This is a genomic window from Litoribrevibacter euphylliae (assembly GCF_042646085.1).
GTDB lineage: Bacteria > Pseudomonadota > Gammaproteobacteria > Pseudomonadales > Litoribrevibacteraceae > Litoribrevibacter > Litoribrevibacter euphylliae.
On sequence record NZ_JBHRSZ010000007.1, the window covers coordinates 850,592 to 873,860 of the forward strand.

Annotated in this window: 22 protein-coding genes and 1 tRNA gene; 14 read left to right on the forward strand and 9 right to left on the reverse strand. The window is 45.4% G+C overall.

Annotated elements, in window-relative coordinates:
* Nucleotides 1-10 precede the first annotated feature (10 nt).
* The 6 genes from ACFOEK_RS18970 to ACFOEK_RS18995 all read right to left on the reverse strand — a co-directional run bounded on the left by ACFOEK_RS18970 (nt 11) and on the right by ACFOEK_RS18995 (nt 5,271).
* Nucleotides 11-631: a 50S ribosomal protein L25/general stress protein Ctc gene (locus ACFOEK_RS18970; RefSeq protein ID WP_386723047.1), complete on the reverse strand. Its 621-nt coding sequence runs from the start codon at nt 629-631 to the stop codon at nt 11-13.
* 163 nt (nt 632-794) lie between these two features.
* Nucleotides 795-1,736 (reverse strand): ribose-phosphate pyrophosphokinase, encoded by a 942-nt coding sequence (locus tag ACFOEK_RS18975; RefSeq protein ID WP_386723048.1) that lies wholly within the window; start codon nt 1,734-1,736, stop codon nt 795-797.
* 54 nt (nt 1,737-1,790) lie between these two features.
* Nucleotides 1,791-1,865, reverse strand: a tRNA-Gln gene (locus tag ACFOEK_RS18980).
* Between the two features lie 44 nt (nt 1,866-1,909).
* The gene (gene ispE / locus ACFOEK_RS18985; protein ID WP_386723049.1) at nt 1,910-2,806 is read right to left on the reverse strand and encodes a 4-(cytidine 5'-diphospho)-2-C-methyl-D-erythritol kinase; all 897 of its coding nucleotides are present in this window, start codon (nt 2,804-2,806) and stop codon (nt 1,910-1,912) included.
* Between the two features lie 33 nt (nt 2,807-2,839).
* Nucleotides 2,840-3,478 carry a lipoprotein insertase outer membrane protein LolB gene (gene lolB, locus ACFOEK_RS18990; protein ID WP_386723050.1) on the reverse strand — a complete coding sequence of 213 codons (639 nt, stop codon included), beginning with the start codon at nt 3,476-3,478 and terminating at the stop codon, nt 2,840-2,842.
* A gap of 20 nt (nt 3,479-3,498) precedes the next feature.
* Complete coding sequence (locus ACFOEK_RS18995; RefSeq protein WP_386723051.1) at nt 3,499-5,271, reverse strand: tetratricopeptide repeat protein; 1,773 nt, start codon at nt 5,269-5,271, stop codon at nt 3,499-3,501.
* Between the two features lie 163 nt (nt 5,272-5,434).
* Between ACFOEK_RS18995 and hemA the strand changes: the two genes are divergently transcribed.
* The 5 genes from hemA to ACFOEK_RS19020 all read left to right on the forward strand — a co-directional run bounded on the left by hemA (nt 5,435) and on the right by ACFOEK_RS19020 (nt 10,320).
* Nucleotides 5,435-6,715 carry a glutamyl-tRNA reductase gene (gene hemA / locus ACFOEK_RS19000; RefSeq protein ID WP_386723052.1) on the forward strand — a complete coding sequence of 427 codons (1,281 nt, stop codon included), beginning with the start codon at nt 5,435-5,437 and terminating at the stop codon, nt 6,713-6,715.
* Nucleotides 6,716-6,780: 65 nt separating this feature from the next.
* A complete protein-coding gene (prfA, locus tag ACFOEK_RS19005; RefSeq protein WP_386723053.1) occupies nt 6,781-7,863 on the forward strand; it encodes a peptide chain release factor 1 in 1,083 nt (360 codons plus the stop codon).
* 30 nt (nt 7,864-7,893) lie between these two features.
* The gene (gene prmC / locus ACFOEK_RS19010) at nt 7,894-8,790 is read left to right on the forward strand and encodes a peptide chain release factor N(5)-glutamine methyltransferase (RefSeq protein ID WP_386723054.1); all 897 of its coding nucleotides are present in this window, start codon (nt 7,894-7,896) and stop codon (nt 8,788-8,790) included.
* 25 nt (nt 8,791-8,815) lie between these two features.
* Nucleotides 8,816-9,583, forward strand: coding sequence for a HesA/MoeB/ThiF family protein (locus ACFOEK_RS19015; protein WP_386723055.1), 768 nt, complete (start codon nt 8,816-8,818; stop codon nt 9,581-9,583).
* A gap of 164 nt (nt 9,584-9,747) precedes the next feature.
* A complete protein-coding gene (locus ACFOEK_RS19020) occupies nt 9,748-10,320 on the forward strand; it encodes an LON peptidase substrate-binding domain-containing protein (protein WP_386723056.1) in 573 nt (190 codons plus the stop codon).
* Between the two features lie 58 nt (nt 10,321-10,378).
* Here ACFOEK_RS19020 and ACFOEK_RS19025 read toward each other — a convergent pair whose 3' ends face one another.
* The 3 genes from ACFOEK_RS19025 to ACFOEK_RS19035 all read right to left on the reverse strand — a co-directional run bounded on the left by ACFOEK_RS19025 (nt 10,379) and on the right by ACFOEK_RS19035 (nt 13,881).
* Nucleotides 10,379-11,824 (reverse strand): bifunctional DedA family/phosphatase PAP2 family protein, encoded by a 1,446-nt coding sequence (locus ACFOEK_RS19025; RefSeq protein WP_386723057.1) that lies wholly within the window; start codon nt 11,822-11,824, stop codon nt 10,379-10,381.
* 169 nt (nt 11,825-11,993) lie between these two features.
* Entirely contained in the window at nt 11,994-12,956 is a 963-nt protein-coding gene (locus ACFOEK_RS19030; RefSeq protein ID WP_386723058.1) for a diguanylate cyclase domain-containing protein, read from the reverse strand.
* Nucleotides 12,946-13,881 carry a hypothetical protein gene (locus ACFOEK_RS19035; RefSeq protein WP_386723059.1) on the reverse strand — a complete coding sequence of 312 codons (936 nt, stop codon included), beginning with the start codon at nt 13,879-13,881 and terminating at the stop codon, nt 12,946-12,948. The genes ACFOEK_RS19030 and ACFOEK_RS19035 overlap by 11 nt, the downstream gene beginning before the upstream one ends.
* 142 nt (nt 13,882-14,023) lie before the next feature.
* Between ACFOEK_RS19035 and ACFOEK_RS19040 the strand changes: the two genes are divergently transcribed.
* The 9 genes from ACFOEK_RS19040 to ACFOEK_RS19080 all read left to right on the forward strand — a co-directional run bounded on the left by ACFOEK_RS19040 (nt 14,024) and on the right by ACFOEK_RS19080 (nt 23,232).
* Nucleotides 14,024-15,280, forward strand: coding sequence for a glutamate-5-semialdehyde dehydrogenase (locus ACFOEK_RS19040; protein ID WP_386723060.1), 1,257 nt, complete (start codon nt 14,024-14,026; stop codon nt 15,278-15,280).
* A gap of 37 nt (nt 15,281-15,317) precedes the next feature.
* Entirely contained in the window at nt 15,318-15,674 is a 357-nt protein-coding gene (gene rsfS, locus ACFOEK_RS19045) for a ribosome silencing factor (RefSeq protein ID WP_386723061.1), read from the forward strand.
* Nucleotides 15,675-15,752: 78 nt separating this feature from the next.
* Entirely contained in the window at nt 15,753-16,226 is a 474-nt protein-coding gene (gene rlmH, locus ACFOEK_RS19050; RefSeq protein ID WP_386723062.1) for a 23S rRNA (pseudouridine(1915)-N(3))-methyltransferase RlmH, read from the forward strand.
* Between the two features lie 18 nt (nt 16,227-16,244).
* Nucleotides 16,245-18,116, forward strand: a complete 1,872-nt coding sequence (gene mrdA, locus ACFOEK_RS19055) for a penicillin-binding protein 2 (protein WP_386723063.1) — start codon at nt 16,245-16,247, stop codon at nt 18,114-18,116.
* Entirely contained in the window at nt 18,116-19,255 is a 1,140-nt protein-coding gene (gene rodA / locus ACFOEK_RS19060) for a rod shape-determining protein RodA (RefSeq protein ID WP_449280229.1), read from the forward strand. Before mrdA ends, rodA begins: the two co-directional genes overlap by 1 nt.
* Before the next feature lie 124 nt (nt 19,256-19,379).
* Nucleotides 19,380-20,396 (forward strand): lytic murein transglycosylase B, encoded by a 1,017-nt coding sequence (gene mltB, locus ACFOEK_RS19065; RefSeq protein WP_386723064.1) that lies wholly within the window; start codon nt 19,380-19,382, stop codon nt 20,394-20,396.
* A 2-nt stretch (nt 20,397-20,398) separates the two neighbouring features.
* Nucleotides 20,399-21,148: a septal ring lytic transglycosylase RlpA family protein gene (locus ACFOEK_RS19070; RefSeq protein WP_386723065.1), complete on the forward strand. Its 750-nt coding sequence runs from the start codon at nt 20,399-20,401 to the stop codon at nt 21,146-21,148.
* Between the two features lie 60 nt (nt 21,149-21,208).
* Entirely contained in the window at nt 21,209-22,366 is a 1,158-nt protein-coding gene (locus tag ACFOEK_RS19075) for a D-alanyl-D-alanine carboxypeptidase family protein (RefSeq protein WP_386723066.1), read from the forward strand.
* Nucleotides 22,366-23,232, forward strand: coding sequence for a D-amino acid aminotransferase (locus ACFOEK_RS19080; RefSeq protein ID WP_386723067.1), 867 nt, complete (start codon nt 22,366-22,368; stop codon nt 23,230-23,232). The genes ACFOEK_RS19075 and ACFOEK_RS19080 overlap by 1 nt, the downstream gene beginning before the upstream one ends.
* Nucleotides 23,233-23,269: the final 37 nt, after the last annotated feature.

Below are 23,269 nucleotides of genomic sequence, written 5' to 3' on the forward strand. Positions count from 1 at the left end.
TTCTTTCGAATTACTCTTCAGAAGCTGCTTCGTCGTCAGCGCTTGCTTTCTTCGCAGCGATAGAGGCAATTGCTTCATCGTGGTCAGCACCAAGAGCTAGCTGAACCAAAGTAACGCCTTTAGGAAGTTTGATGTCTGACAAGTGTAAAATGCTACCAGCTTCAACTTCAGCCATATCTACTTCAATGAACTCTGGCAAAGTTGCTGTAGTACATTTGATTTCAACGTTTGCTGCGTTGTGCGTGATCTTACCGCCTTGCTGCTTAACACCTACACAAGTGTCTTCATTGATGAAGTGAAGAGGAACAGATTTAGTGATTACTGTGCTCTTAGTTACACGTAGGAAGTCAGCGTGGTAGATAACTGGCTTAGCTGGGTGACGCTGAAGATCTTTGATGATCACTTGCTCAGCTTTTTCACCGATGTTTAGCGTTAGAACGTGTGAGAAAAACGCTTCGTTTTGAAGAGCTTTATCTAACTCGTTTGCAGCAATAGTGATTGCTTGTGGTTTACGGTTTTTAGCTCCACCGTAAACGATAGCAGGTACTTTGCCAGCTTCGCGACGTAGGCGGCGGCTCGCACCTTTCCCCTGATCTTCGCGAACTTCTGCGTTTAATACGAAATCAACCATGGTATATACCTCAAAGTTTCCTATCCGCTTGCGACCAGCTAAATAGGAAGTTATTTAAAGCCCGAAAAATTCGGGACGTTATGTCATTGGCAATAAGTTAATTCAGATCTTAATCTAGAGAGCTGTTAAATTAACGAGCTCTCGAGTTAACGGAATTCTTAAATTAACGGAACATTGCACTAATGGATTCTTCATTACTGATTCGGCGTACCGATTCAGCCAGTAGACCTGAAATACTCAATTGACGAATACGTGGGCTGTTAGCCGCTGTTTCACTCAATGGAATAGTATCAGTAACTACTAACTCGTCTACATGAGACGAGTTCAATCTTTCAACCGCTGGGCCAGACAGTACAGGGTGTGTACAGTAGGCGACAACTTTCTCTGCACCTCTGGATTTCAATGCAGCTGCTGCTTGGCAAAGTGTGCCAGCAGTATCAACCATATCGTCAATCAGAATACAGGTGCGTCCTTCTACGTCACCAATGATGTGCATGATTTCAGCTTCATTGGCACGAGGACGACGCTTATCAATAATCGCTAGCTCATCACCCAACAATTTTGCGAGTGCACGAGCACGAACAACACCACCCACATCAGGAGAAACAACGGTTAGTTTCTGATAATCCTGACGCTCAATGTCATCCAGCAATACCGGAGAACCATAAATGTTATCTACCGGAATGCTAAAGAAACCTTGAATCTGATCTGCGTGCAGATCCATCGTTAATACACGATCGATGCCTGATGTTTGCATCATGTCTGCTACAACGCGAGCGCTGATAGGTACACGAGCTGAACGAGGACGGCGATCCTGACGTGCATAGCCAAAATAAGGAACAACAGCAGTAATCCTTGCTGCTGAGGCACGACGCAGAGCATCGGCCATGATGATCAGTTCCATGATATTGTCGTTAGTTGGGACACAGGTGGATTGAACGATGAAAACATCCTTACCACGTACGTTTTCATTCAGTTCTACCTGAATTTCACCATCACTGAACTGACCAACTGTTGCATCACCCATTGTAATGCAAAGCTGATCAACCACCTTTTTAGCGAGTTCCGGGTTGGCATTACCCGTAAAGACCATTAACTTGGACACTTCGCGACACCTTTTGAGGGGAGCTGGTTGAACACTAGGGTTAATCTAACTTTTTGGCTGGGGTAGGAGGATTCGAACCTCCGCATGACGGGATCAAAACCCGTTGCCTTACCGCTTGGCTATACCCCAACAAATACAGGATGATTTCAGAGTGTTAGCTAGGCCAATCTTTTCTAAAAATCTAATTCCTGTAACACTCTGTGGGCAGGATTGTCGTTTAAACCTTTGGCAACAAATATAGCAGTGCTATCTGAATATTGCTGTGCGATCTGAATGGCCTCTTGCTGACTAGAAAATTCAGCAAAGACACAGGCCCCAGTGCCAGTCAGTTTCGATGAGCTAAATTGGCCTAACCAATTCATTGCGTCATCCACTTCAGGGTAGAGCTTTCTTACGACATTTTCGCAGTCATTATGACCACCATGCTCAAGAGCGGCCGATATTTTGAGGGTTGGCGTGTTTCTAGTCAAGTCGGGATGAGAAAAAATTTCCGCAGTCGCAATGTGGGCTTTGGGTTTTATGATGATGTACCAAGGGGTTGCGGGATCATAAGGCGTGAACTTTTCTCCAACACCTTCTGCAAAGACGGATTTACCATTAACAAATACGGGCACATCGGCACCTAGCGTTAACCCAATCTCGCATAACTTTTCTATGCTCAAATTGCATTGCCATAACTGGTTAAGGGCAAGAAGTGTAGTAGCAGCATCAGAACTTCCACCGCCAAGTCCGGCACCTGATGGAATGTTTTTCTTATAATGAATTTCAATGCCCTGAGAGGTTTGATTATGGTTCTCTAATGCCTTTGCTGCTTTATATATTAAGTTGTCTTCTGGGGCGATGATTTCATAGTCGGGTACTGAAGTGTCTTTAAGCGCAATGACTTTGATAGTTGGTGTTTCGGTTAAACGAAAATATAGCTGGTCGTGTAACTCGACGAACTGAAAAAGAGTTTGTAGGTCGTGATAGCCGTTATCTCTTTGTCCTGTAATGTGAAGAAATAAATTAAGTTTCGCTGGGGCGGGAACGGAAAGGTCGTATCGGAATGTGTTGTTAGAGTCAGTGTTCATTATGATTTGCTTGGTGCTTCTGCGCGAAAGGGCTTATTTGGTTGTTGGGTTCAGCGTCCACTCGGATAGGACTAGGCTGACTTTGTGACCGTTATAGCGCGCAATGATTTTGTGGGGAAGGAAAACCGGCGTTTGATCTTTGTCTGCATGACGTTCGTAATTGATTAGGCGAATGTCCCATCCTTGTTGTTGCAGTCGTGCTAGTTGCCCTTGACCATTAAATTGCTGATTACTTACCGGAGCATTGGGGTCAGGAATGCCTTTTACCCAGTACTTGAGTGAGTTTATAGGAAACTCCCAGTTAAGATAGCGTTCCAATGCGATATCGGTAGGTAGGGTGCGTTGATTATTTTCATCCACTTTAATGGTTACGAACTGTTGGTCTCCGAATAAGTCCAACCCGCCAAAACCCAACGTGCCTCGAATGCTGATGGAAAAGGCTTGATGATCTTGTTGCCAATCAATGTAGCCGGTTTGATTCTGTTTGGGGGTGACTACGCCAACCTTGCCGGATAATTCCCAGTTCTCAAGCTGACTGATGCTTTGAAGGTGCTGTTGCCAGTGTTGCGGTTCTTCAGAAAAGGTTGCGGAGGATGTAGTGGGTGCATCATCTATACTGGTGCACCCGGAAATACCAAGAATAAGTAAAAGCGTTAGCCCGAAAATGCGCATTAGGGTCTCCTGCTGAAAAATTATTGCTGGGTGGTTGGCGATTCGTTTTCAGCGGGTTCCTGATCGTCTTTGTGGTTTACATTGATGTTAAAGCGTTTCATGGTTTCTAGTAGTTTAGGTCCGGTTGGGTTGTGACGGAGGCCGTCAATCCAGACTTTAAGTGCTTGGTCTTTTTTATTTTGAACCCATAGTACTTCACCTAAATGAGCAGCCACTTCCTGATCTTTAAACATCTGATAGGCTTTAGCGAGCAGTAATTCAGCCTTTTTGTAGTCACCCAGCTTAAAGTAAATCCAGCCGAGACTGTCGATGATGGCTGGATCATTAGGGTCAAGAATGTAGGCTTTTTCAATATAGTCTTTGGCTTCTTCCAGGCGATCGGTTTTATCGGCAAGCGTGTAACCAAGTGCATTTAATGCAATCGAACTGTTAGGGTTTTTGGCTAGGATTGCTCGCAGATCTTGTTCCATTCCCTGGATATCTCCAGTCATATCACGAACCATAGCGCGGCCATAGAGTAGATTGCCATCGCTTGGCTCTAGAGCAATGGCTTCATTGTAAAGGATGATGGACTCGTTAAAGTCATTAGCTTCTCGAACCAGCTCCGCTTCGATTTGGATGAGTCGCGGAATTTGGTTTGCGTGCTGGGTGTGGAGTTCTCGCAAATATTGACGCGCAGTGTTGATGTCTTGGTTGTCTTTGATCAGTGTTGTGGTGCGAGTGATGGCGGAAATCAGATTCTTACCTTCCTCGACAGACTTGTATGCTTCAATGGCTTGTTCTGGCTGATTGTGTTGTTCGTGCAATTGACCCAAGAAATACCAGGCGCTGTCTCTTTGCTTGGTTTCTGTAGCGGATAAGAAAAGAGCTTCAGCGGCTTTATATTGACCTAGCTCAGCGTTGATTAGTGCAGCGGATATTAGAATCTCATCATCGCTTGGATGGATTTCTGTCAGCACTTCCAGAATGTCGAGTGCATCGTCGACTTCTTGATGATCGGCAAGCGCCTGGGCGTACAGAAGGCCAAGTGTTTTTTCGCCGGTGAAGTTGTTCCAGCCTTCTTCAAGTGTGCGAAGAGAGTCTTTAGCCTGTTCATTTCGAGCGTAAAGTTTGGCAAGCATAATGTAATGTGGTGGAGACATTTCACCCGCTTGGGTTAGTGCTTTCATCGCTTCGAGTGCTTGTTGATCTTGGCCGAAGTCGCTGAGCAAAAGTGCTTTAGTGAAATGCAGGCGAACATGGTTTGGGTGTTCGCTGATGAGGCTGGATAGACCATCAATGATGGATTGATGCAGTTCGGCAGGGAGTTCTTTACCGCTCAGGTAAATTTGTTCCAGGCTGATTGATTCGGAAATGGCCAGGGCATCACGTAGGGCTTGGATGGATTTTTCAATGTCTTGCTGCTTTAGCCAATTGTTTGCTGCAGTGACGTGAGCGTGAATGTTTTCTTTGTCGTTCTCGCGCCAAATGTCGGCGGCTTCGGCAGCGGCTTGTGGTTCATTAAGATATTGAGCGATGCGTGATGCTCGCGCTGCAACATTGGGGTCTCGAGTGTTTTTGGCTTCATCGAGGTAGTAGCTCAGCGCCAAATCGTATTGGCTCCGTTGGCCTGCGATTTCAGCGACAAGCAGGTTGTAGAGGGTGTCAGTTTCAAAAGGACGAGTAGGGTGTTCTTTAGCTGTTTTTGTTTGTGAGACAGTGTTGGTTGTCGGGTCAGTTTGTTCTTGGGTGGTGGTGTTAAAAGTAGCGCAGCCACTTAATAAAATAATCGCTGACCAGAGAATGTGTCTCATGGCGTGTCCTTAAAACTGAATGGTTGTAGATGGCACTTACACTACCAGCTTAATGCTGCGAAAAAAAGCAGAAAAAAAAGTACATTAAAACAGGAAAACCGTGGATAATGTCAGGTTTTTGAAATCTCGGAACTTATAGGTAAAAGAGCTTAAGTCGATTAGCATGGCGCTAGGAATTTTCGGTATCAATCACAAGACAGCAACTGTTGAGGTAAGGGAGAAAGTTTCCTTTAGTCCTGAAGTTGTTGTGGATGCGTTACATCGACTGAGAGATCAAGTAGGTGTTTCTGAAGCCGCTATTTTATCGACCTGTAATCGCACCGAGATTTATTTCTCTGCCAAAGACGATATTCAACCTGCATTGATTGAGTGGATGGCGCATTATCATCAGGTGGATAAAGGTGATCTGGAGTGCGCAGCCTATCTTCATCAGAATGAAGAAGCTTGTCGACATATCATGCGAGTCGCCTGCGGTCTCGATTCGTTAGTACTGGGTGAGCCCCAGATTCTTGGGCAACTTAAGTCGAGTTACAGTGTTGCGCGTGAAGCCGGTAGTGCTAATTCAACCTTGATGAAGTTGTTTGAGTCGTCGTTTTCCATTGCTAAACAAGTGCGAACAGAAACGGCCATTGGTGAGAACCCAGTGTCGGTTGCCTTTGCCGCCGTTAGCTTGTCTAAGCATATCTTCTCTGATCTATCCAAATGTAATGTGTTGTTGATAGGTGCCGGTGAAACCATTGATTTGGTGACCAAACACATTAAAGAGCAAGGCGTTTCTAAGATTGTTGTAGCAAACCGTACCTTGACGCGAGCTCAAGATCTGGCCAAGCGTTTCTCGGCCCAGGCCATTATGTTGTCTGATATTCCTGATTATTTACCAGACGCGGACATCGTCATCTCGTCCACTGCTAGCCAATTGCCGATTCTTGGTAAGGGGATGGTTGAGCGAGCCATGAAAAAGCGTCGTTATCAGCCGGTGTTTATGGCTGATATTGCGGTGCCTCGCGATATTGAGCCTCAAGTGGCTGAGCTTGAGGATGTGTATTTATACACGGTGGATGACTTGCATGAAGTGGTGGAAGAGAACCGCAAAAGTCGCCAGAAGGCGGCGGAGCATGCAGAGCATATCGTTGGGCATGGCGTAGAAAAATTCCAGCAGCAAATGCGAAGCCTTGATGCTGTTTCTACTTTAACGGCCTTTCGTCAAAAGGCGTCAGAAATTTCAGATGCTGAGTTGGAGAAGTCCTTGGCTCAGCTCAAAAAAGGCGTTGACCCTGAGCGTGTACTTACTCAATTGGCACGAGGCTTGACCAATAAGCTAATTCACGAACCGACTGTGAATATTCGCCAGGCCAGTTCAGAAGGTCGCCTGGAACTGATAAACTCCGCGCGCGAGTTGTTCGGTTTGGAAAATGCCTCCCAACATGAATCTCAGGATTCTTAGCTCGATAATTCATTATAATAACAAGCTGAGAATCGCTAACCTGTAAACGAATAAGTTGTAATCCTATGAAAGCGTCAATTCTAGAAAAGTTAGATAACCTGTGTGATCGCTATGAAGAAGTCGGAGCACTGTTGAGTGATCCTGATGTGATTTCGGATCAAAATAAATTCCGTGCGCTGTCGGTTGAGTATTCCGAAATTGAGCCTGTGGTTAAATGCTTTGGCGATTACAAGCAAGCTCAGGATGATCTTGAAGAAGCGAAAATCCTGATGAACGATTCTGACCCAGACATGAAAGCAATGGGGCAGGAAGAATACAGTGCATGTCAGGATAACATTGCGTCGCTAGAATTGGATTTGCAAAAGTTGCTGCTTCCAAAAGATCCAAACGACGGTAAAAACGTTTACTTGGAAATTCGTGCCGGGACCGGTGGGGATGAGGCTGCGATTTTCTCGGGTGATTTGTTCCGTATGTATTCGCGTTATGCTGAAACGCAAGGTTGGCGCATTGAAATCATCAGTGAAAGCGAAGGTGAGCACGGCGGGTATAAAGAAATCATTACCCGCGTGGTTGGCCAGGATGTGTATTCTCGTCTGAAGTTTGAGTCTGGTGCACACCGTGTTCAACGTGTCCCTGAAACAGAATCTCAAGGTCGTGTTCATACTTCTGCGTGTACCGTGGCGATCATGCCGGAAGCGGATGAAATGGAAGAAGTGAATATCGATAAGAACGATTTGCGTATTGATACTTTCCGAGCGTCTGGTGCCGGTGGTCAGCACGTAAACAAGACTGATTCGGCCATTCGTATTACTCACATTCCAACAGGGGTTGTGGTTGAGTGTCAGGATGAGCGTTCTCAGCATAAGAACCGGGCTAAGGCCATGTCGCTGTTAGCCACTCGTCTGAAGTCTGCACAAGAAGAAGCGGCTCAAAAAGAAGTGGCAGATCAACGTAAGAGTCTAGTCGGCAGTGGTGATCGTTCCGAGCGTATTCGCACGTATAACTACCCGCAAGGGCGTGTGACGGATCATCGTATTAACTTGACCTTGTATAAGTTGTCGGAAGTGATGGAAGGCGATCTAAATAGTTTGGTGCAACCTTTGGTGAATGAGCATCAGGCAGAATTGCTGACTGAGCTGGCCAACTAAATCATTACGCAGATTTGATGAGCCGATAACATGGCAAACCCTATATGTCCTAAGCCCTCAGATTCCTTGTCTGAGTGGCTTAATCAGGCCAATCAACTGCTGCCTGATTCTGATTCAGCAAAGCTCGACCTTGAGGTCTTGCTTTGTCACATCCTTGATAGATCTCGTACCTTTCTTTATACCTGGCCAGAAACGCTCTTGAGTGATGATCAATACCAAGCATTAGTGGCTGGTGTTGCTAAGCGTCAGCAAGGTCAGCCTATTGCTCATATTGTGGGTTATAAAGAATTCTGGTCACTGCCTTTGCAGGTGTCAGATACCACATTGATTCCTCGGCCGGACACTGAAACGCTTATTGAATGGGTGTTAGAGAACTTTTCGGGCGAAGAAGATACTGACGTTAAAAAGAAAGCCGTTGATTTAGGCACGGGAACCGGAGCGATTGCTTTGGCTTTGGCTTCAGAATACCCATTGTGGGACGTGTCTGGCTGTGATCGGGTCAAAGAGGCAGTTGAATTGGCTAAGATCAATGCTAATGCGCTTGGCTTGGAGTCGGTGCGATTTTTTGAAAGTAGCTGGTTTGATGGTTTCGATTCGGTTGCTGATGCGGGAAGTTATCACTTAATTATCAGTAACCCGCCCTATATTCGCGTGGCTGATAAACACTTGAGCGAAGGTGATGTGGTATTTGAGCCAAAGAGTGCCTTGGTTTCGGGGGAGGATGGTTTGGACGATATTCGAACCATCATTTCTGGCGCATTGCATTTTCTGACCGGTTCAGGCTGTTTGCTGATTGAACACGGTTATGATCAGGCTGAGCAGGTTGCGCAGTTGTTTGTGGATGCCGGTTATGTCGGTGTAGGTTCCGGTCAGGATTATGGTGGAAATGATCGCTTTACCTTTGGCTGGAACGCAACGAGTCGTTGAAGTAAGCAAATAGTTTAGGTTGAGGGTGAGTACATTGACGGATTTAACCGATGAGCAATTGTTAAGATACAGTCGTCAAATTATGTTGCCGCAGTTGGACATCGAAGGGCAACAGCGAATTCTTGGTGCGTCTGTATTAATTATTGGTGCCGGTGGATTGGGGAATCCTGCTGCAATGTATTTAGCGGCAGCTGGGGTTGGACGCATAGTTTTGGTTGATGATGATCAGGTCGATCAAACTAACTTGCAGCGTCAGGTCGCGTTTACTGAATCGAGTATTAACACTGCCAAAGTCGAGGCCTTGGCAGCTCAGTTGATGGCTAATAATTCTGATATCAAAGTTGACACTGTGGCTCAGCGCCTTGATGAAACTGAGTTGCTTGATTATATCTCGCAAGTGGATGTGGTACTGGATTGTACGGATAACTTTGACAGTCGGTTTATGATTAACCGAATCAGCTGGCAGGTTGGCAAACCATTAGTATCAGCGGCAGCGATTGGTTTTGAAGGGCAGTTGTCTGTGTATCATCCTGGGGTTGAGGCTTCACCGTGTTATCAATGCTTGTATGGCGAAGTGGATGCACAAGAGCTTACCTGTTCTGAAAGTGGTGTGTTGGGCCCGGTCGTTGGTTCTCAGGGTGTGCTGCAGGCGTTGGAAACGTTAAAGCTCATTGCTGGTGTTGGTGAGTCTTTAGTGGGGCGTCTTCAGGTCTTTGATGCGCTGAATCATGAGTGGCGAACGATCAAATTAAGAAAAGACCCTGAGTGCCCGGTGTGTGGCACATGTTCATAGGTTGTCAGGTTCTTATGTGGGCTTGAAGTTTTCCTATCTGGACATATATACCCCAAGATAGTGATGAGTGCAGTTTACAAAGCGCCATCCTCGTACATAATCAATAATAAGTCGTCTCTTTTCGATGGATTTGTTGCTTATTGGTTTCTTTGGAATTTGCAGCTATGAATCACCTTCCTATTTTTCCGTTAGATGTTGTCATGTTTCCCGATATGCGCCTGGACCTTAAGATCTTTGAGCCGAAATATCTTGATATGGTCGCAGAGTGTTTCAAAGAAGATCATGGGTTTGTGGTGTGTCGAATCATTCAAGATAAGTCGGACGTGTTCTGTCAGACCTTTGAATCTGTCGGGACTCTGGTTCGTATTGTTGATTTTGCTCAACTTAAAAACGGCATGTTGGGGATTACAGTCGAAGGCATTGAGCGTGTTCGGGTTGCGTTTCCGTATTGTGATGCAAACCAGTTGGTGCGTGCGGAAAGACAGGCAATGAATGCTGAAATGCAGATGGCCACAGAGGTGGAGCATGAAGAATTAGTGATCATGTTAAAGCATCTGGAGAAGCATCCTGCGATTGAACACCGAGAGATCGCTTATGACGATGCCTCTTCGATTAGCTGGCGTCTTGCCGAGTTATTGCCATTCGAAGGGCCGGAAAAGCAAATGTTGCTAGAAATGAATCATCCATACGATCGCTTGGATGAGATATATCGCCTTCTCGATAAATACCAAAAATAAGGTCTGTGCCCATTAGTCAGAGTATGTGTCTATAAACGCTTTGATGGGTGTACTGTTTTTAGAAAAAATCCAGCCAGATGTATTTCTGATATTGCCTCTCAAATTCATACCAATAATAACCGATATATCCGATTACTAAGGCTATGGGTAGCCAGCAGTCGTAGATTTTGAATGTTAGTGAGTGTTGATTGAACGGGCTGTAAATCAAGCGCGCTAGTGCCACGATCATAGCTCCCAGCAGTAGCCCGCATACCACGTCACTGAACCAATGTACGGCCAGTAACACTCGAGATCCACCTACCAATAATGCTAATAGTAAGGCTCCGAAATAGAAGGGCCAGCGTTTGTGGGTTGCCAATTCTTGAGCCAGAAAGGAAGCGATTAGACCGAAATAGACGGTAGCTCCCACTGTGTGCCCGCTAGGAAATGAGTGACCTGGAAATGCGGTGACCAAAAGATCAGGTCGGGCCAATTCAAAAGCATCTTTCAACGAAGTAACTAACGTGTAACTTAGTGCGGTTACTGCCGCAATTAAAACGATGCCTGCGTACTGTCGTTTAATGATGAGGTAAAGACTGAATAAGCCTGCGCAGAAGTAGAGTAAGTTAGGATCGCCAAGCATGGTTATGGCTACCAGTGCGGTGTGGCCTTGTTCGGTATGAATCTGTTTTGCTAGATCCAATAAAGCTTGATCGGTAAATAAAGGGTGAGAAGCGTAATCCACCCAGAATACCCAGCCGAGGAAGAGTGCCAAACAAGTAATCAGGGTTAATAACGAAGGCAATGGAAAACTGGGGTCGTCTGTTCTTGGTGATGACAGTTTATGCCAAACCGTTTCAAGGGTGTCATGAGAGCTAAATACTTTCTTCATGTAGCGGTAAATAGAGCGTTCGGGGTGAAGGTTTTGATAAACCCAAACGGCTAGAGCAATGAATCCAAACAATAAAATGATGGTGGTGAAGAAAATACTTTTGAAATTCTCGGGAAGACTGATGTTCAGCCGCATCGCTGCACCTATGATGTAACCAGGTAAGACGTAGCAAATTGCCCAACCTACGGCGGATACTACATTTACAAATAAGAAACGGCCACTGGGCATTGCCAGCATACCGGCAATCATTGGAATGATGGGTCTGACGGGGCCAACGAAACGGCCGATGAAAATACTCTTTCCACCGTGCTGATCAAAGAACGAGCGTCCTTGATGTAGCCACTCTGGTTTGCGGTTGAACGGCCAGAGTGATGGAATGCGGTGTTTGAAAATACGGCCAAAATAAAAGCTGACGGCGTCTCCTGTGACGGCGCCGACAAATGACCAAATCAGTACAGCTTGAAGTGAAAAGTCCTGATTTCCGGCCATCACCATCAAGGCAAACATAAGAAAGGCACCGGGCATGATCAGTCCGATAATGGCCAGTGATTCACTGAATGCAGTTAAGAACACGCCAAATAGGAACCATTCGGGGTTTGAATTTAGCCAATCAAGAATAGAGTCAAACGACATAATGTGCGATCTGATGTTGTATGGTCGATGAAGCTGGTGAGGCACCAGAATTAAATGCAGCCGTAAGTGTAAGCACTGGTCTATGAATTTCCAGTGACAAACTTAAACTTCATTGATTTCTTTTGCCCGGATCAATGGATTCAGTGGAATTTGTTGGAATGCGTTTCTGTCAGCGACCAAAACTCGAAGCCATTCGCTTATAGCAACGTTCGATCAAGTGAATAGGCGCTGTATCGTTGCTGTTGAGTGTGGCGGTGCTGGTTCGGACATTGATGGAACTGATCAGTCCCCAGGGTTCATCTCGAACCATTCGTACGATCTTTTCGTCAATCACCACAACACCGTCTTGAGCTGTGTTCGGCAGAATCAGCCAGAACTGATGATCTTCGGCGTGGAACAGCATGTCGCCGGTGCGAGTGATTTTATCCAGAAAACGACTGAGTTTGACCAGAACTTGAGCGGCTTCTTCTTTTCCTTCCAGTTCTTTCAGTTTCGGGTAATCGTCAATCTCAATGAGCATTACTGAGAGTGCATTCTTAGAGACTTTTGCTCGCTCGACTTCTTCTAGTAGCTGCAGTTGAAAGACACTGAAGTTTGGAAGTTTGGTGGAAGGGTGAGCTTGAGCAGCTTTGAAGAGTTGGGTGGAGTGAATTTTTCGGTGGTAAGCAAAGAGGCCGGAAAATAAGAACATAAAACTCAAACCTGAGATGGCTTGATATTGCATGCTCAGCAGACCACTGTTGTTACTGGTGACAATCAGGCATAACACAAAAATTGCTGACGCTATGCTGGCGGTTGCCAGGGGTTGTGTCATGAAAAATAACATCGGCAGGGCATACATCCAGACCATGGTCGTAGAGTGCAGCAGTTCAATGTCATTTAGTAAGATAAAGGCTACAAGAATAAAGCCGGCAAAGCTGAAACGGTCATTGTCCTGTTCTGAACTGCTGAGCCAACGCATCATCGCCAGTAAGGCAAATAATAATCCCGCAGGCACGTTAATTGATAAGGCAGCGATATAACCGGCAAAGAATTGATGAAGGCTGATAACGATAAGAATCGACGCTAAAAAACCATAGGCAATGGCGGCAATCTTGTTTTGAATCGAACGATCAAAGAGCTCAAGCTTCATGGCAAAGTACCTGCTGATTTTCGGTGCAGCACAATAGTGCCGCGCGCCCCTTACTGATGACTTCGGTACTGTTGTCCCCAATGTTCAAGCTCGTGATACCTGCCTTAAAGGTGACGTCAGGGTGTTTTTGTTGAGATGCCTCTAGGCGTGATTTGATTTCATCTTTGGTGGCGTAGGGATGAATGATGGCAATTTTACGATGGCTGTAATGAAACACCTGATCGAACGGGCGAATACTGCTATGAACAAACTGTTTGACGGGGTTCCAGCGTAATTTTCCTTGGGTTGTGTCCGACGGGAATTCAATCAAGCTGTAGCTGAGGCCACTGCCTTCACGCTCCGCCCGTTGTATTTCACGATCCAGTGACGGTTTTAACTCCTGACGTAAATGCCATCCTGTTTTTTTATGAAATATGTCCAGAGCCGTCAGTCGCAATAACATTTGATCTTTAAGGAACGCCATAATCAGGCAAAGAGCGCAGACAAACAAAAAACTTAACGAGGTCGGTAACGCGTTCTCATTGTCTGCCATAAATGACAACAAGGTAAAGATAATGGCGGCATAGATGCCAATGGCAATGAGGTTCAGTCGAAAGGTCATGAAATTAATCAGCAGTACCGGAATAAGATAGATCCAGGGGGAAAGCTGGGAACGCAGTAAAAAAGGCAAAATCACGGTCAGGGCAAATAAAGCGATTACTATGGTGACTCCGCTTATTTCGCGTCGTCTTGAAGGCTTCTGGAAACTCAATAGAATTAAAATCGCAGTCAACGGAATGGTCAGGAGAATGGATTGGCTGCTTAATAAATTGTCAGCTCTGATCATTAATATCACTGAAAACACAGCAATAATGATGGTCAAGGCTATAAAGGTTTCCAGTTTCCGGCTGGCGAAAACCAAGGTGTCGAATCCGGGCGTTTTCATTATTTTAATTACTGCTTATAGGATTATGACTACTGAACATACAATCTAGATCGTAATGTCGTTATAATGGAAATATTTTCCCATGATCACTAATAAAATTGATCACAAAACGATGACGATTGTATTCTGTTACGGATTTTGAATGGATATTAAAGCATATATGGAAGGGCTTGGGCAGAGTGCTCGAGCCGCTTCTCGTGTTGTTGCTGCTGCGACCACAGAACAAAAGAACAAAGCCTTGCTTGCTATGGCGGAAGCATTGGCATCTTCCCGAAGTGAGTTGATGGCCGCCAATCAAATTGATCTTGAGCGTGGTAAGTCCAATGGGTTGGATGCCGCCTTGCTAGATCGTTTGGAATTAACCGATGCTCGCATCGATACGATGATCGAAGGGCTTCGTCAGGTTGCTGCATTGCAAGACCCGGTAGGCGAAATCACGGATATGGCGTATCGCCCATCAGGTATTCAAATTGGTAAGATGCGCGTGCCTTTGGGTGTGATCGGCATTATCTATGAATCTCGCCCTAACGTAACAGTGGAAGCGGCGAGCCTGTGCCTTAAATCAGGTAATGCGACCATTCTGCGTGGCGGTTCTGAAGCGATTGAGTCCAATCAGGCGGTGGCTAAATGTATTCGTGCCGGTTTAGCGAAAGCAGGTTTACCTGATACCGCAGTTCAAGTGGTTGAAACCACCGATCGTGCCGCGGTTGGTGAGTTGATCACAATGCCAGAGTTTGTTGACGTGATTGTACCACGTGGTGGAAAGGGCTTAATCGAGCGTATTAGCCGTGATGCGAAGGTCACAGTGATTAAACACCTTGATGGTATCTGTCATGTGTATATTGATGATCAGGCGGATATTACCAAAGCTGTGAATATAGCCGTGAATGCCAAAACGCATCGTTATGGCACTTGTAACACGATGGAAACCTTGTTGATTGCTAAGTCTCGCATTGACGATGTGTTGCCTGAGCTGATTTCTGCTTATGAAGAAGCGGGTGTTGAGCTGCGTGGTTGTGATGTGTGTTGTTCGTTCTCTCCAGAGTTCAAAGCGGCTACTGAAGAGGATTGGGAAACTGAATACCTAGCGCCGATTTTGGCCGTTAAGGCAGTCGATTCGATGGCTGAAGCGATCGCTCATATTAATCGTTATGGTTCTCATCATACCGATGCGATCATTACCGAGAATTACACCAAGAGCCGTCAATTCTTGACGGAAGTAGACTCCAGCTCTGTAATGGTAAATGCTTCGACACGTTTTGCGGATGGTTTTGAGTATGGATTAGGGGCAGAGATTGGTATCTCTACCGATAAGATTCATGCGCGAGGGCCGGTTGGACTAGACGGTTTAACCTCTCAAAAATATATAGTCCTGGGTGACGGTCACATCCGTCGTTAATGTATTGCTGAAAAGCATTGTTTAATTGAAGAGATATATGGACTCCCAGAGTTTAAAAGATAAAGTTGTTGATCTACTTGATGACATGAAAGCAAACGAAATCACTTGCTTGGATGTAAAAGATCAAACCAGTGTTACAGACTTTATGGTCGTAGCCTCAGGAACCTCATCCCGTCATGTTAAATCTATTGCGGATTACGTGGCTGAAGAGATGAAGAAAGAAGGCGTTAATCCTCTGGGGACAGAGGGTGATAAGGCTTCTGAATGGGTTCTGATCGATTTTGGTGATGTTGTCGTTCATGTCATGATGCCAACCGCTCGTGAACATTATGATTTGGAACGTTTGTGGTCAGGTTTGACTCCTAATAGAGATCAGAGTCAGCCGGCCAGCTAAAAGGAACGGAATAATAGGCTGATTTTCATTGCTTCGTATTGGAGGCGATGGAGGTCGGCCTTGTTTTTTGAGAACGTCATGAAAATACGTTTGATTGCTGTAGGAAACAAAATGCCGTCCTGGGTCACTCAGGGCTATCAGGAATACGCACGTCGCATGCCGCCCGATATGGCGTTGGAGCTTTGTGAAATTGCTCCAGGTCAGAGGGGGAAAGGTCGTGATGTGGCCCGAGCTATGCAAAAAGAAGGCGATGCCATGTTAGCGGCTATTTCACCTTCTGATTTCGTGATAGCGCTTGAGGTCTTGGGCAAGACTTGGTCTACTGAGCAATTATCAGAACAAATGGAAAACTGGCGGATGAGCGGACGAGACATTGCCTTGTTAGTGGGCGGCCCGGAAGGGTTGGATGCTCGATGTGTCGCCAGAGCCGATGTTAAGTGGTCTCTGTCGCCGTTAACGCTTCCTCATCCTATGGTGCGTTTATTGGTGTCTGAGCAGTTGTATCGAGCTTGGTCAATCATATCTAACCATCCTTATCATAGAGCGGGTTAAAGGGCATTACTGACGTCTATGGAAGGATTATCTCTCCACGATCATTCTAAATACTCTACGATTTTCTTTTGGCGAGTGGTTGTGGCGTTTTGCGTCGTCTTGTTTTTGCTTGCTGTGCTTTTGCTTCGCATGTATCACTTGCAGGTGGTTGAGTTTCAAAAGTATCAGACTGCTTCAGAACAAAATCGCGTGCAGGTGGAGCCGATTGCTCCGACTCGTGGCTTGATATTTGATCGTAATGGCGTGTTATTGGCTGAGAATACGCCTAATTTCAGCCTTGGTATTGTGCCTGAAAAAGTAAAAGATCGAGATCAGTTAATCCAAGAACTACGTAAGATTCTTGAAATTACTGATCGTGATGTAGAAAAGTTTTCTCGACGTTTGAATCAGCGTCGGCGTCCGCTCGAACCCGTGGCCATTCGCAACCGTTTGACGGAAGAAGAAATTGCCAAGGTCGCAGTGGAGTTACATCGCTATCCCGCGGTTACAGTGGATGCCAAATTGGTTCGATCTTATCCTTTAGGTGCTCCCTTTGCTCATGTGGTTGGGTATGTTGCTCGCATTAACGAGAAAGAGCTGACCAAGCTGGATACCACGAATTATCAAGCGACCAATCATATTGGGAAGCTAGGTATAGAGCGTTTCTATGAGTCTTCATTGCATGGCAAGGTTGGTTTGCAAAAAGTAGAGGCAGATGCTCGAGGACGTGTCTTAAACGTGATTGAGCGAGTCCCTCCGACGCCGGGTAAAAACTTGAGATTGTCTTTAGATAGTCGGTTGCAGGTCACAGCCAGTAAGTTACTGGATGGACGTCGAGGCGCCATTGTGGCTATCGAACCTAAAACCGGTGGCATTTTGGCATTGGTGAGTGAGCCAAGTTTTGATCCTAACGCCTTTGTTTTGGGGATAGACCACAAGTCTTACGGTGAGTTGAGAGACTCTAAAGCCAAGCCGTTGTTTAACCGTGCGCTCAAGGGGCAGTATCCTCCTGGTTCTACGTTAAAGCCTATGCTCGGTATCGCTGGGGTTGAAGCCGGAGTCGTGGACTGGAACTTCAGTATTATGGATTACGGCACGTACCAATTGAAAAACGATAAACGTGTTTATCGCGACTGGAAAAAAGGCGGGCATGGTCGAGTTGATCTCCGATATGCAGTGGTTCAGTCCTGTGATACTTATTTTTATGAATTGGCTTTCCGTTTGGGTGTAGATCGCATGTCCGACTTCTTAGCAAAATTCGGCTTTGGTGATTTAACCAGCCTGGACATTTCTGAAGCGCGCCGCGGGCTGCTACCTACTCGGGAATGGAAACGTGGAGCTAAAGGGTTGCCTTGGTTTCCAGGGGATAGTCTCAATATGGGCTTGGGGCAGGGCTTTACTCTGGTAACCCCTTTGCAGTTGGCTGCAGGCACTGCAATCTTGGCGAATAAAGGTAAGTGGGTTCGTCCAAGGTTGACGATGGACGGTGATTTGGATGAGGTTGTCGACCAAATTAAGAAGGATATGGATGAGTCTGAATCCAAAAATATCATGCTTAAAGACCCTCAGAATTGGGATCGAATGTTTGCGGCGATGAAAGACGTTATGCACGGTTCTCGTGGTACCGCTCGAGCCTCCGGCCGTGGTGCGAAATATAAAATGGCAGGGAAAACTGGTACTGCACAGGTACTTGGGATTGCGCAAGACGAAGAGTATGACGAGACCAAGATTTCAAAGTGGCATCGAGATCATGCGTGGTTTATGGGGTTTGCTCCGTTTGATGACCCTCAGATAGCTGTTGCGGTATTGGTGGAAAATGGTGGTGGCGGTAGTAGTACTGCGGCTCCTTTAGCGCGTAAAGTTTTTGATGCGCATATTCTTGGGGAGTACGATGTGGAGGCGAGCCAATAGTGAGGGATTTTTCTCGTACGCTTCCTGATGCCGCAACGCATTTTAGTCGGCGTCCTAGTATTTGGCTAAGGATGCACATTGACACGCAATTGCTTGTGCTCTTGTTGTGTTTATGTGGTGGTGGACTGTTCGTGCTCTACAGTGGTAGCGGCGGCAGTATTGAGGATGTTCATAAGCAGATTATCCGAATTGCGTTGGGTTTGGTGGTGATGTTTGTGGTTGCGCAGTTTGATGTGTCTACTTTGAAACGTTGGTCGCCTTATTTCTACGTGATAGGAATTGGGTTGCTGGTGGCTGTATTGCTGGTTGGTGTCGGTGCCAAAGGGGCGCAGCGTTGGTTAAGTCTAGGGCCGGTGCGTTTTCAGCCATCCGAAATTATGAAGCTGATTGTGCCTATGATGGTGGCTTGGTATATGTCGGGTCGTAAGCTGCCGCCCAGATTCAAATACGTCATTGTTTCATTGGTTATTATCGTCGTTCCGGTAGGCTTAATCGCCAAACAGCCAGATTTGGGAACGTCTTTATTGATTGCTGCTTCCGGCCTTTTTATCCTCTTATTAGCTGGCTTGAAATGGCGTATTGTTTTTGGTTTCGTTGGGCTCGTTTCTGCCATGATTTATCCTTTCTGGCAGTTCGTCATGCGGGACTATCAAAAGCAGCGAGTATTGACCTTGTTTGACCCGGAGAGTGATCCGCTGGGTGCCGGTTGGAATATTATTCAGTCGAAAATTGCCATTGGCTCGGGTGGTTTATGGGGCAAAGGTTGGTTGAATGGTACTCAGAGTCATCTGGACTTTTTGCCGGAAAGTCATACCGACTTTATTATTGCCGTGTATGCGGAAGAATTTGGTTTCTTTGGTGTTTTGGCTTTATTGGCTTTGTATCTGCTGATTGTACTTCGTGGTTTGTATATCTCTGTGAGAGCACAAGACTCATACAGTCGTTTGTTGGCAGGTAGTATAACCTTAACTTTCTTTGTTTATGTTTTTGTAAACATAGGTATGGTGAGTGGTATCTTACCTGTTGTTGGTGTGCCTTTGCCGCTGATTAGCTACGGTGGAACCTCGATTCTTACATTAATGGCTGGGTTTGGTGTGTTAATGTCGGTACATACGCACAGAAAGTTATTGGCCAAGTAGGGATCAAATTGCGTTTTGTGTGGTCAGATTGGGCGAGTGAGTTTTTGAAGTTGTGCCGACTTAGCTTAGATGTGAGCACAATTTTCAGAGAGTGATTGAACGTTTAATTAAACAGAGAGTGACGATGGACCGTTTTTATAAAGTTAAGTTTTATCAAATAGCCCTCATGTTTTGCTTTGGCTTGGTATCTGTCGCGGGATGGGCTGGAGATTACAGTGATCGTGCGGATGTGAAAGCGTTTATTGATGAAATGGTTAAAGAGCACGAGTTCAAGCGACAGTCATTGGAAAAACTTATTGCTGTTGCAAAGAAGAAACAATCTATTTTGGACGCTATTTCCAGGCCAGCTGAGCGCACTAAAACTTGGCAAGAATATCGACCGATGTTTGTAAACTCAACACGTATTAAGCGTGGTTTAGAGTTTTGGGAAACGAATCAGAAAACGCTCGAACGCGCTGAAGATGTCTACGGTGTGCCGGCTAAGTACATTGTTTCCATTATTGGTGTAGAGACTATGTATGGTAAACAAGGTGGCGCTTATCGAGTGATTGACGCGTTGGCGACGTTGGCGTTTGACTATCCTAAACGTCCTTTGTTTCGTCGAGAACTGAAGTCTTTCTTGATTATGTGCCGTGAATACAATCTAGACCCCTTAAAGATTAAAGGGTCATATGCTGGGGCGATGGGCTATGGGCAGTTTATTCCGAGCAGTTATCTTTCTTATGCGGTGGATTTTGATGGTGATGATCTTAAAGATATTTGGTCAAACCCTGTCGATGCGATAGGTAGTGTTGCGAATTATATCAGTCAGCATGGTTGGGTGCGCGATGGTGTAATCGCCAGTCGTGCAAGAGTTTCGGGAGAATCTTACCGAAGCTTGGTTAATGAATCTTTAGAACCGACCAAGACATTGAAAGAGTGGGCTGAGACGGGTGTAACACCTGCTAGTACCGATGCGTTACCTGACCAAATGGAAGCGGCGTTATTTAAGTATAAAGGACGACTCGGTGCAGAGTTTTGGCTAGGCTTCAATAATTTCTATGCAATAACGCGTTACAATCACAGCCGTCTGTATGCGATGTCAGTTATTCAGTTGGGTGATGAAATCGAGCGTAAACGAAATATAAAAACAGAGAGTTAGTTTTGTACAAGGTAGTCTCGGTTTGTTTTTTAGTTTTATCTTTGGTTGGCTGTAGTTCAACTCCTTCTCGTTACCATGTGGAGCAAGATTATGGGCCAACAGTGGACGTTGATGTCTCTCAGATCCCAGATGCTACGCCCAGATGGGAGCCCTATAGTGCGGGAGGAAATAGATCGCCTTATACTGTGAGAGGGGAAACCTATCATGTTCTTCCATCTTCAAAAGCGTTTTATCAGGAAGGGATTGCGTCCTGGTACGGCCATAAATTTCACGGCCACTTAACGTCCAATGGTGAAACGTATGATATGTATGGTATGTCAGCTGCTCATAAAACTTTGCCGATTCCTTCCTATGTCAGAGTAACGAATGTAGACAATGGACGTTCGGTAGTGGTTCGTGTGAATGATCGTGGTCCTTTCCATGAGGGAAGAGTTATTGATCTCTCTTATGCTGCGGCAGCCAAACTGGGCTACCACAGACAAGGAACAGCTAAGGTAAAGGTTGAGTCTTTAGACTTTAAAGAGCCTGATCGTTATGTACAGATTGGAGCCTTTGGAAGTTTGGATAATGCACGTAAGTTTCGTCAGCAGGCATTGGCTTGGGCGAATTCATCATTCAGAATAAAGCCTGAATCTGGTATTTTTAAAGTTCAAATTGGGCCTTTAAAAACGTTAAAAGCGGCCCAAGATATAGTGTCTTTGGCGAAGACCAATGGTATTGCAAATCCACTCGTGGTATTTGATAGGATCTAGGGTCCTCTGATATTCTGAGTCATATTCATCTTCAAACTATTCCATCTGAAAACGAGAGCTATGAAAGCGAAATCTTCCAATATTGTTATTTCTTTATTTTTCTTCTTTGTTTCAAGCCTGGTGTTGGCAAATCCGTTAATCCCGGCACCACCGCAATTGGCGGCTACTGCTTATATTTTGTTGGATGCTAAAAGTGGTAAGGTTTTGGTTGAGGAGAATCCCGATGAGCGTGTTCCTCCGGCCAGCTTAACCAAAATGATGACCAGTTATATTGCGGTGGAAGAAATTCAGCGCGGTAATGTTGGATTGGACGATGAAGTTTTAGTGAGTGAGAAGGCTTGGCGTATGCCGGGCTCTCGTATGTTTATTGAAGTAGGTAAGAAAGTTAAAGTTGAAGACTTGCTTCGTGGAATTATTATTCAGTCTGGGAATGATGCAAGTGTGGCAATGGCTGAACATGTGGCAGGCTCTGAAGAGGGATTTGCTGACTTAATGAATCAATACGTTTCTCAGCTTGGGATGACCAATACGCATTTCATGAATGCAACCGGATTGCCTCACGCTGATCACTATGCTTCTGCTCGTGACTTGGCTACGTTAGCCGAGCATACCATCGTCGATCATCCTGAGTATTATGGCATCTATTCCGAAAAAGTATTTAAGTACAATGGTATTGAGCAGCCTAACCGTAATCGTTTGTTGTGGCGCGACTCGTCTGTTGATGGCTTGAAAACAGGCCATACCAATGAAGCTGGGTATTGCTTGGTAGCATCGGCCGAAAAAGATGGTATGCGATTGATTTCTGTGGTGCTTGGTACGCGTAGTGAAGAAGCTAGAGCGAGAGAGACTCAGAAGCTATTGAATTATGGTTTCAGGTACTTTGAAACATTGTCTTTATATGAAGCGGGTGCGGAATTAACTCGTAATCGTATCTGGAAGGGGGGGCAAGATCAGGTATCACTGGGCGTGATTGATGATATTGTTATCACTGTACCTCGTGGTAGTCGTAATGATGTAAAAGCAAATTTAGAAGTGGATACCATTATTGAAGCACCAGTGGAGCAAGGCCAAGAGTTAGGTAACTTAAAAATTGCTCTGAATGGTGAAACTTTGGTCGAACAACCTTTAGTAGCCTTAAAGCCAGTTGAAGAAGCCGGCTTCTTTGCTCGCCTTTGGGACGCTATTAAACTGTTCTTTATTGGTTTGTTTGGTGGTTAATGCCTTCGATTGTTTATCTTGATGGGCAATGGTTGCCCGCAGATAAAGCGAAAGTCTCGGTGTTTGATCGAGGCTTTCTTTTTGGTGACAGTGTCTATGAAGTCGTAGTGGTATATAACCGTCAACCATTTAGATTAGAACAGCACTTGTCTCGCCTAAGTCGTAGTTTAGAGGAAACAGGTATACCCAATCCTTTGGGGCTTCATGAGTGGCGTTTTTTGATAGAACGGTTGATCGATCAAAATGAAGGTGATCACCAGTCTATTTACATTCAGGTCACTAGAGGTGTAACTGAATCGCGCACTCATAATTATCCCACTAATATCACTCCGACTGTGTTTGCAGTATCAAAACCTATTTCTTCAAAAAGTACCGACACCCGTTTAAATCCGTCATGCTCGGCCATATTATTAGAAGATATTCGCTGGTCTCGTGGTGATATCAAATCCACTTCTTTACTGGGCAGTGTATTGCTTAAGAAGGTTGTCTATGAATCGGGTAAAGACGAGGGCATTCTTCATCGAGATGGCTTTATCACTGAAGGGACGGCAAGCAATATTTTTATCGTGAGCCAAGGTGCTATCGTTACACCTGAGCTGAGCGAATGGATTCTTACAGGAATCACTCGAGATTTTATCTTTGAGTTAGCTAACCGTTATAATGTGCCCATCGAATCAAGACCTGTTTCTGTGGTTGAGCTAACCCAAGCGGATGAAGTTTGGTTGACCAGCTCAACGGCAGAATTAAGGGCTATTACTGAGCTGGATGATAAGCCAGTAGGAAATGGAAATATTGGGCCTATGTGGCAACGGATGGCGGAGTTGTATCAGCGGCACAAAGCTGAGTTATTTAGTAGTTGTGCTTAATTGGTCTTACAATCAATAGTAAGCGAACAAGAAAACA

Excerpts from the sequence above, each read along its gene's own strand:
- ACFOEK_RS19020 (WP_386723056.1), top strand. The coding sequence starts at position 9,748 with ATGAATCACCTTCCTATTTTTCCGTTAGATGTTGTCATGTTTCCCGAT.
- prmC (WP_386723054.1), top strand. The coding sequence starts at position 7,894 with ATGGCAAACCCTATATGTCCTAAGCCCTCAGATTCCTTGTCTGAGTGG.
- rsfS (WP_386723061.1), top strand. The coding sequence starts at position 15,318 with ATGGACTCCCAGAGTTTAAAAGATAAAGTTGTTGATCTACTTGATGAC.
- mltB (WP_386723064.1), top strand. The coding sequence starts at position 19,380 with ATGGACCGTTTTTATAAAGTTAAGTTTTATCAAATAGCCCTCATGTTT.
- ACFOEK_RS19040 (WP_386723060.1), top strand. The coding sequence starts at position 14,024 with ATGGATATTAAAGCATATATGGAAGGGCTTGGGCAGAGTGCTCGAGCC.
- ACFOEK_RS19025 (WP_386723057.1), bottom strand. The coding sequence starts at position 11,824 with ATGTCGTTTGACTCTATTCTTGATTGGCTAAATTCAAACCCCGAATGG.
- ACFOEK_RS18995 (WP_386723051.1), bottom strand. The coding sequence starts at position 5,271 with ATGAGACACATTCTCTGGTCAGCGATTATTTTATTAAGTGGCTGCGCT.
- ACFOEK_RS19075 (WP_386723066.1), top strand. The coding sequence starts at position 21,209 with ATGAAAGCGAAATCTTCCAATATTGTTATTTCTTTATTTTTCTTCTTT.
- ACFOEK_RS19030 (WP_386723058.1), bottom strand. The coding sequence starts at position 12,956 with ATGAAGCTTGAGCTCTTTGATCGTTCGATTCAAAACAAGATTGCCGCC.
- lolB (WP_386723050.1), bottom strand. The coding sequence starts at position 3,478 with ATGCGCATTTTCGGGCTAACGCTTTTACTTATTCTTGGTATTTCCGGG.
- rlmH (WP_386723062.1), top strand. The coding sequence starts at position 15,753 with ATGAAAATACGTTTGATTGCTGTAGGAAACAAAATGCCGTCCTGGGTC.
- hemA (WP_386723052.1), top strand. The coding sequence starts at position 5,435 with ATGGCGCTAGGAATTTTCGGTATCAATCACAAGACAGCAACTGTTGAG.
- ispE (WP_386723049.1), bottom strand. The coding sequence starts at position 2,806 with ATGAACACTGACTCTAACAACACATTCCGATACGACCTTTCCGTTCCC.
- ACFOEK_RS19035 (WP_386723059.1), bottom strand. The coding sequence starts at position 13,881 with ATGAAAACGCCCGGATTCGACACCTTGGTTTTCGCCAGCCGGAAACTG.
- ACFOEK_RS19080 (WP_386723067.1), top strand. The coding sequence starts at position 22,366 with ATGCCTTCGATTGTTTATCTTGATGGGCAATGGTTGCCCGCAGATAAA.
- mrdA (WP_386723063.1), top strand. The coding sequence starts at position 16,245 with ATGGAAGGATTATCTCTCCACGATCATTCTAAATACTCTACGATTTTC.
- prfA (WP_386723053.1), top strand. The coding sequence starts at position 6,781 with ATGAAAGCGTCAATTCTAGAAAAGTTAGATAACCTGTGTGATCGCTAT.
- ACFOEK_RS18970 (WP_386723047.1), bottom strand. The coding sequence starts at position 631 with ATGGTTGATTTCGTATTAAACGCAGAAGTTCGCGAAGATCAGGGGAAA.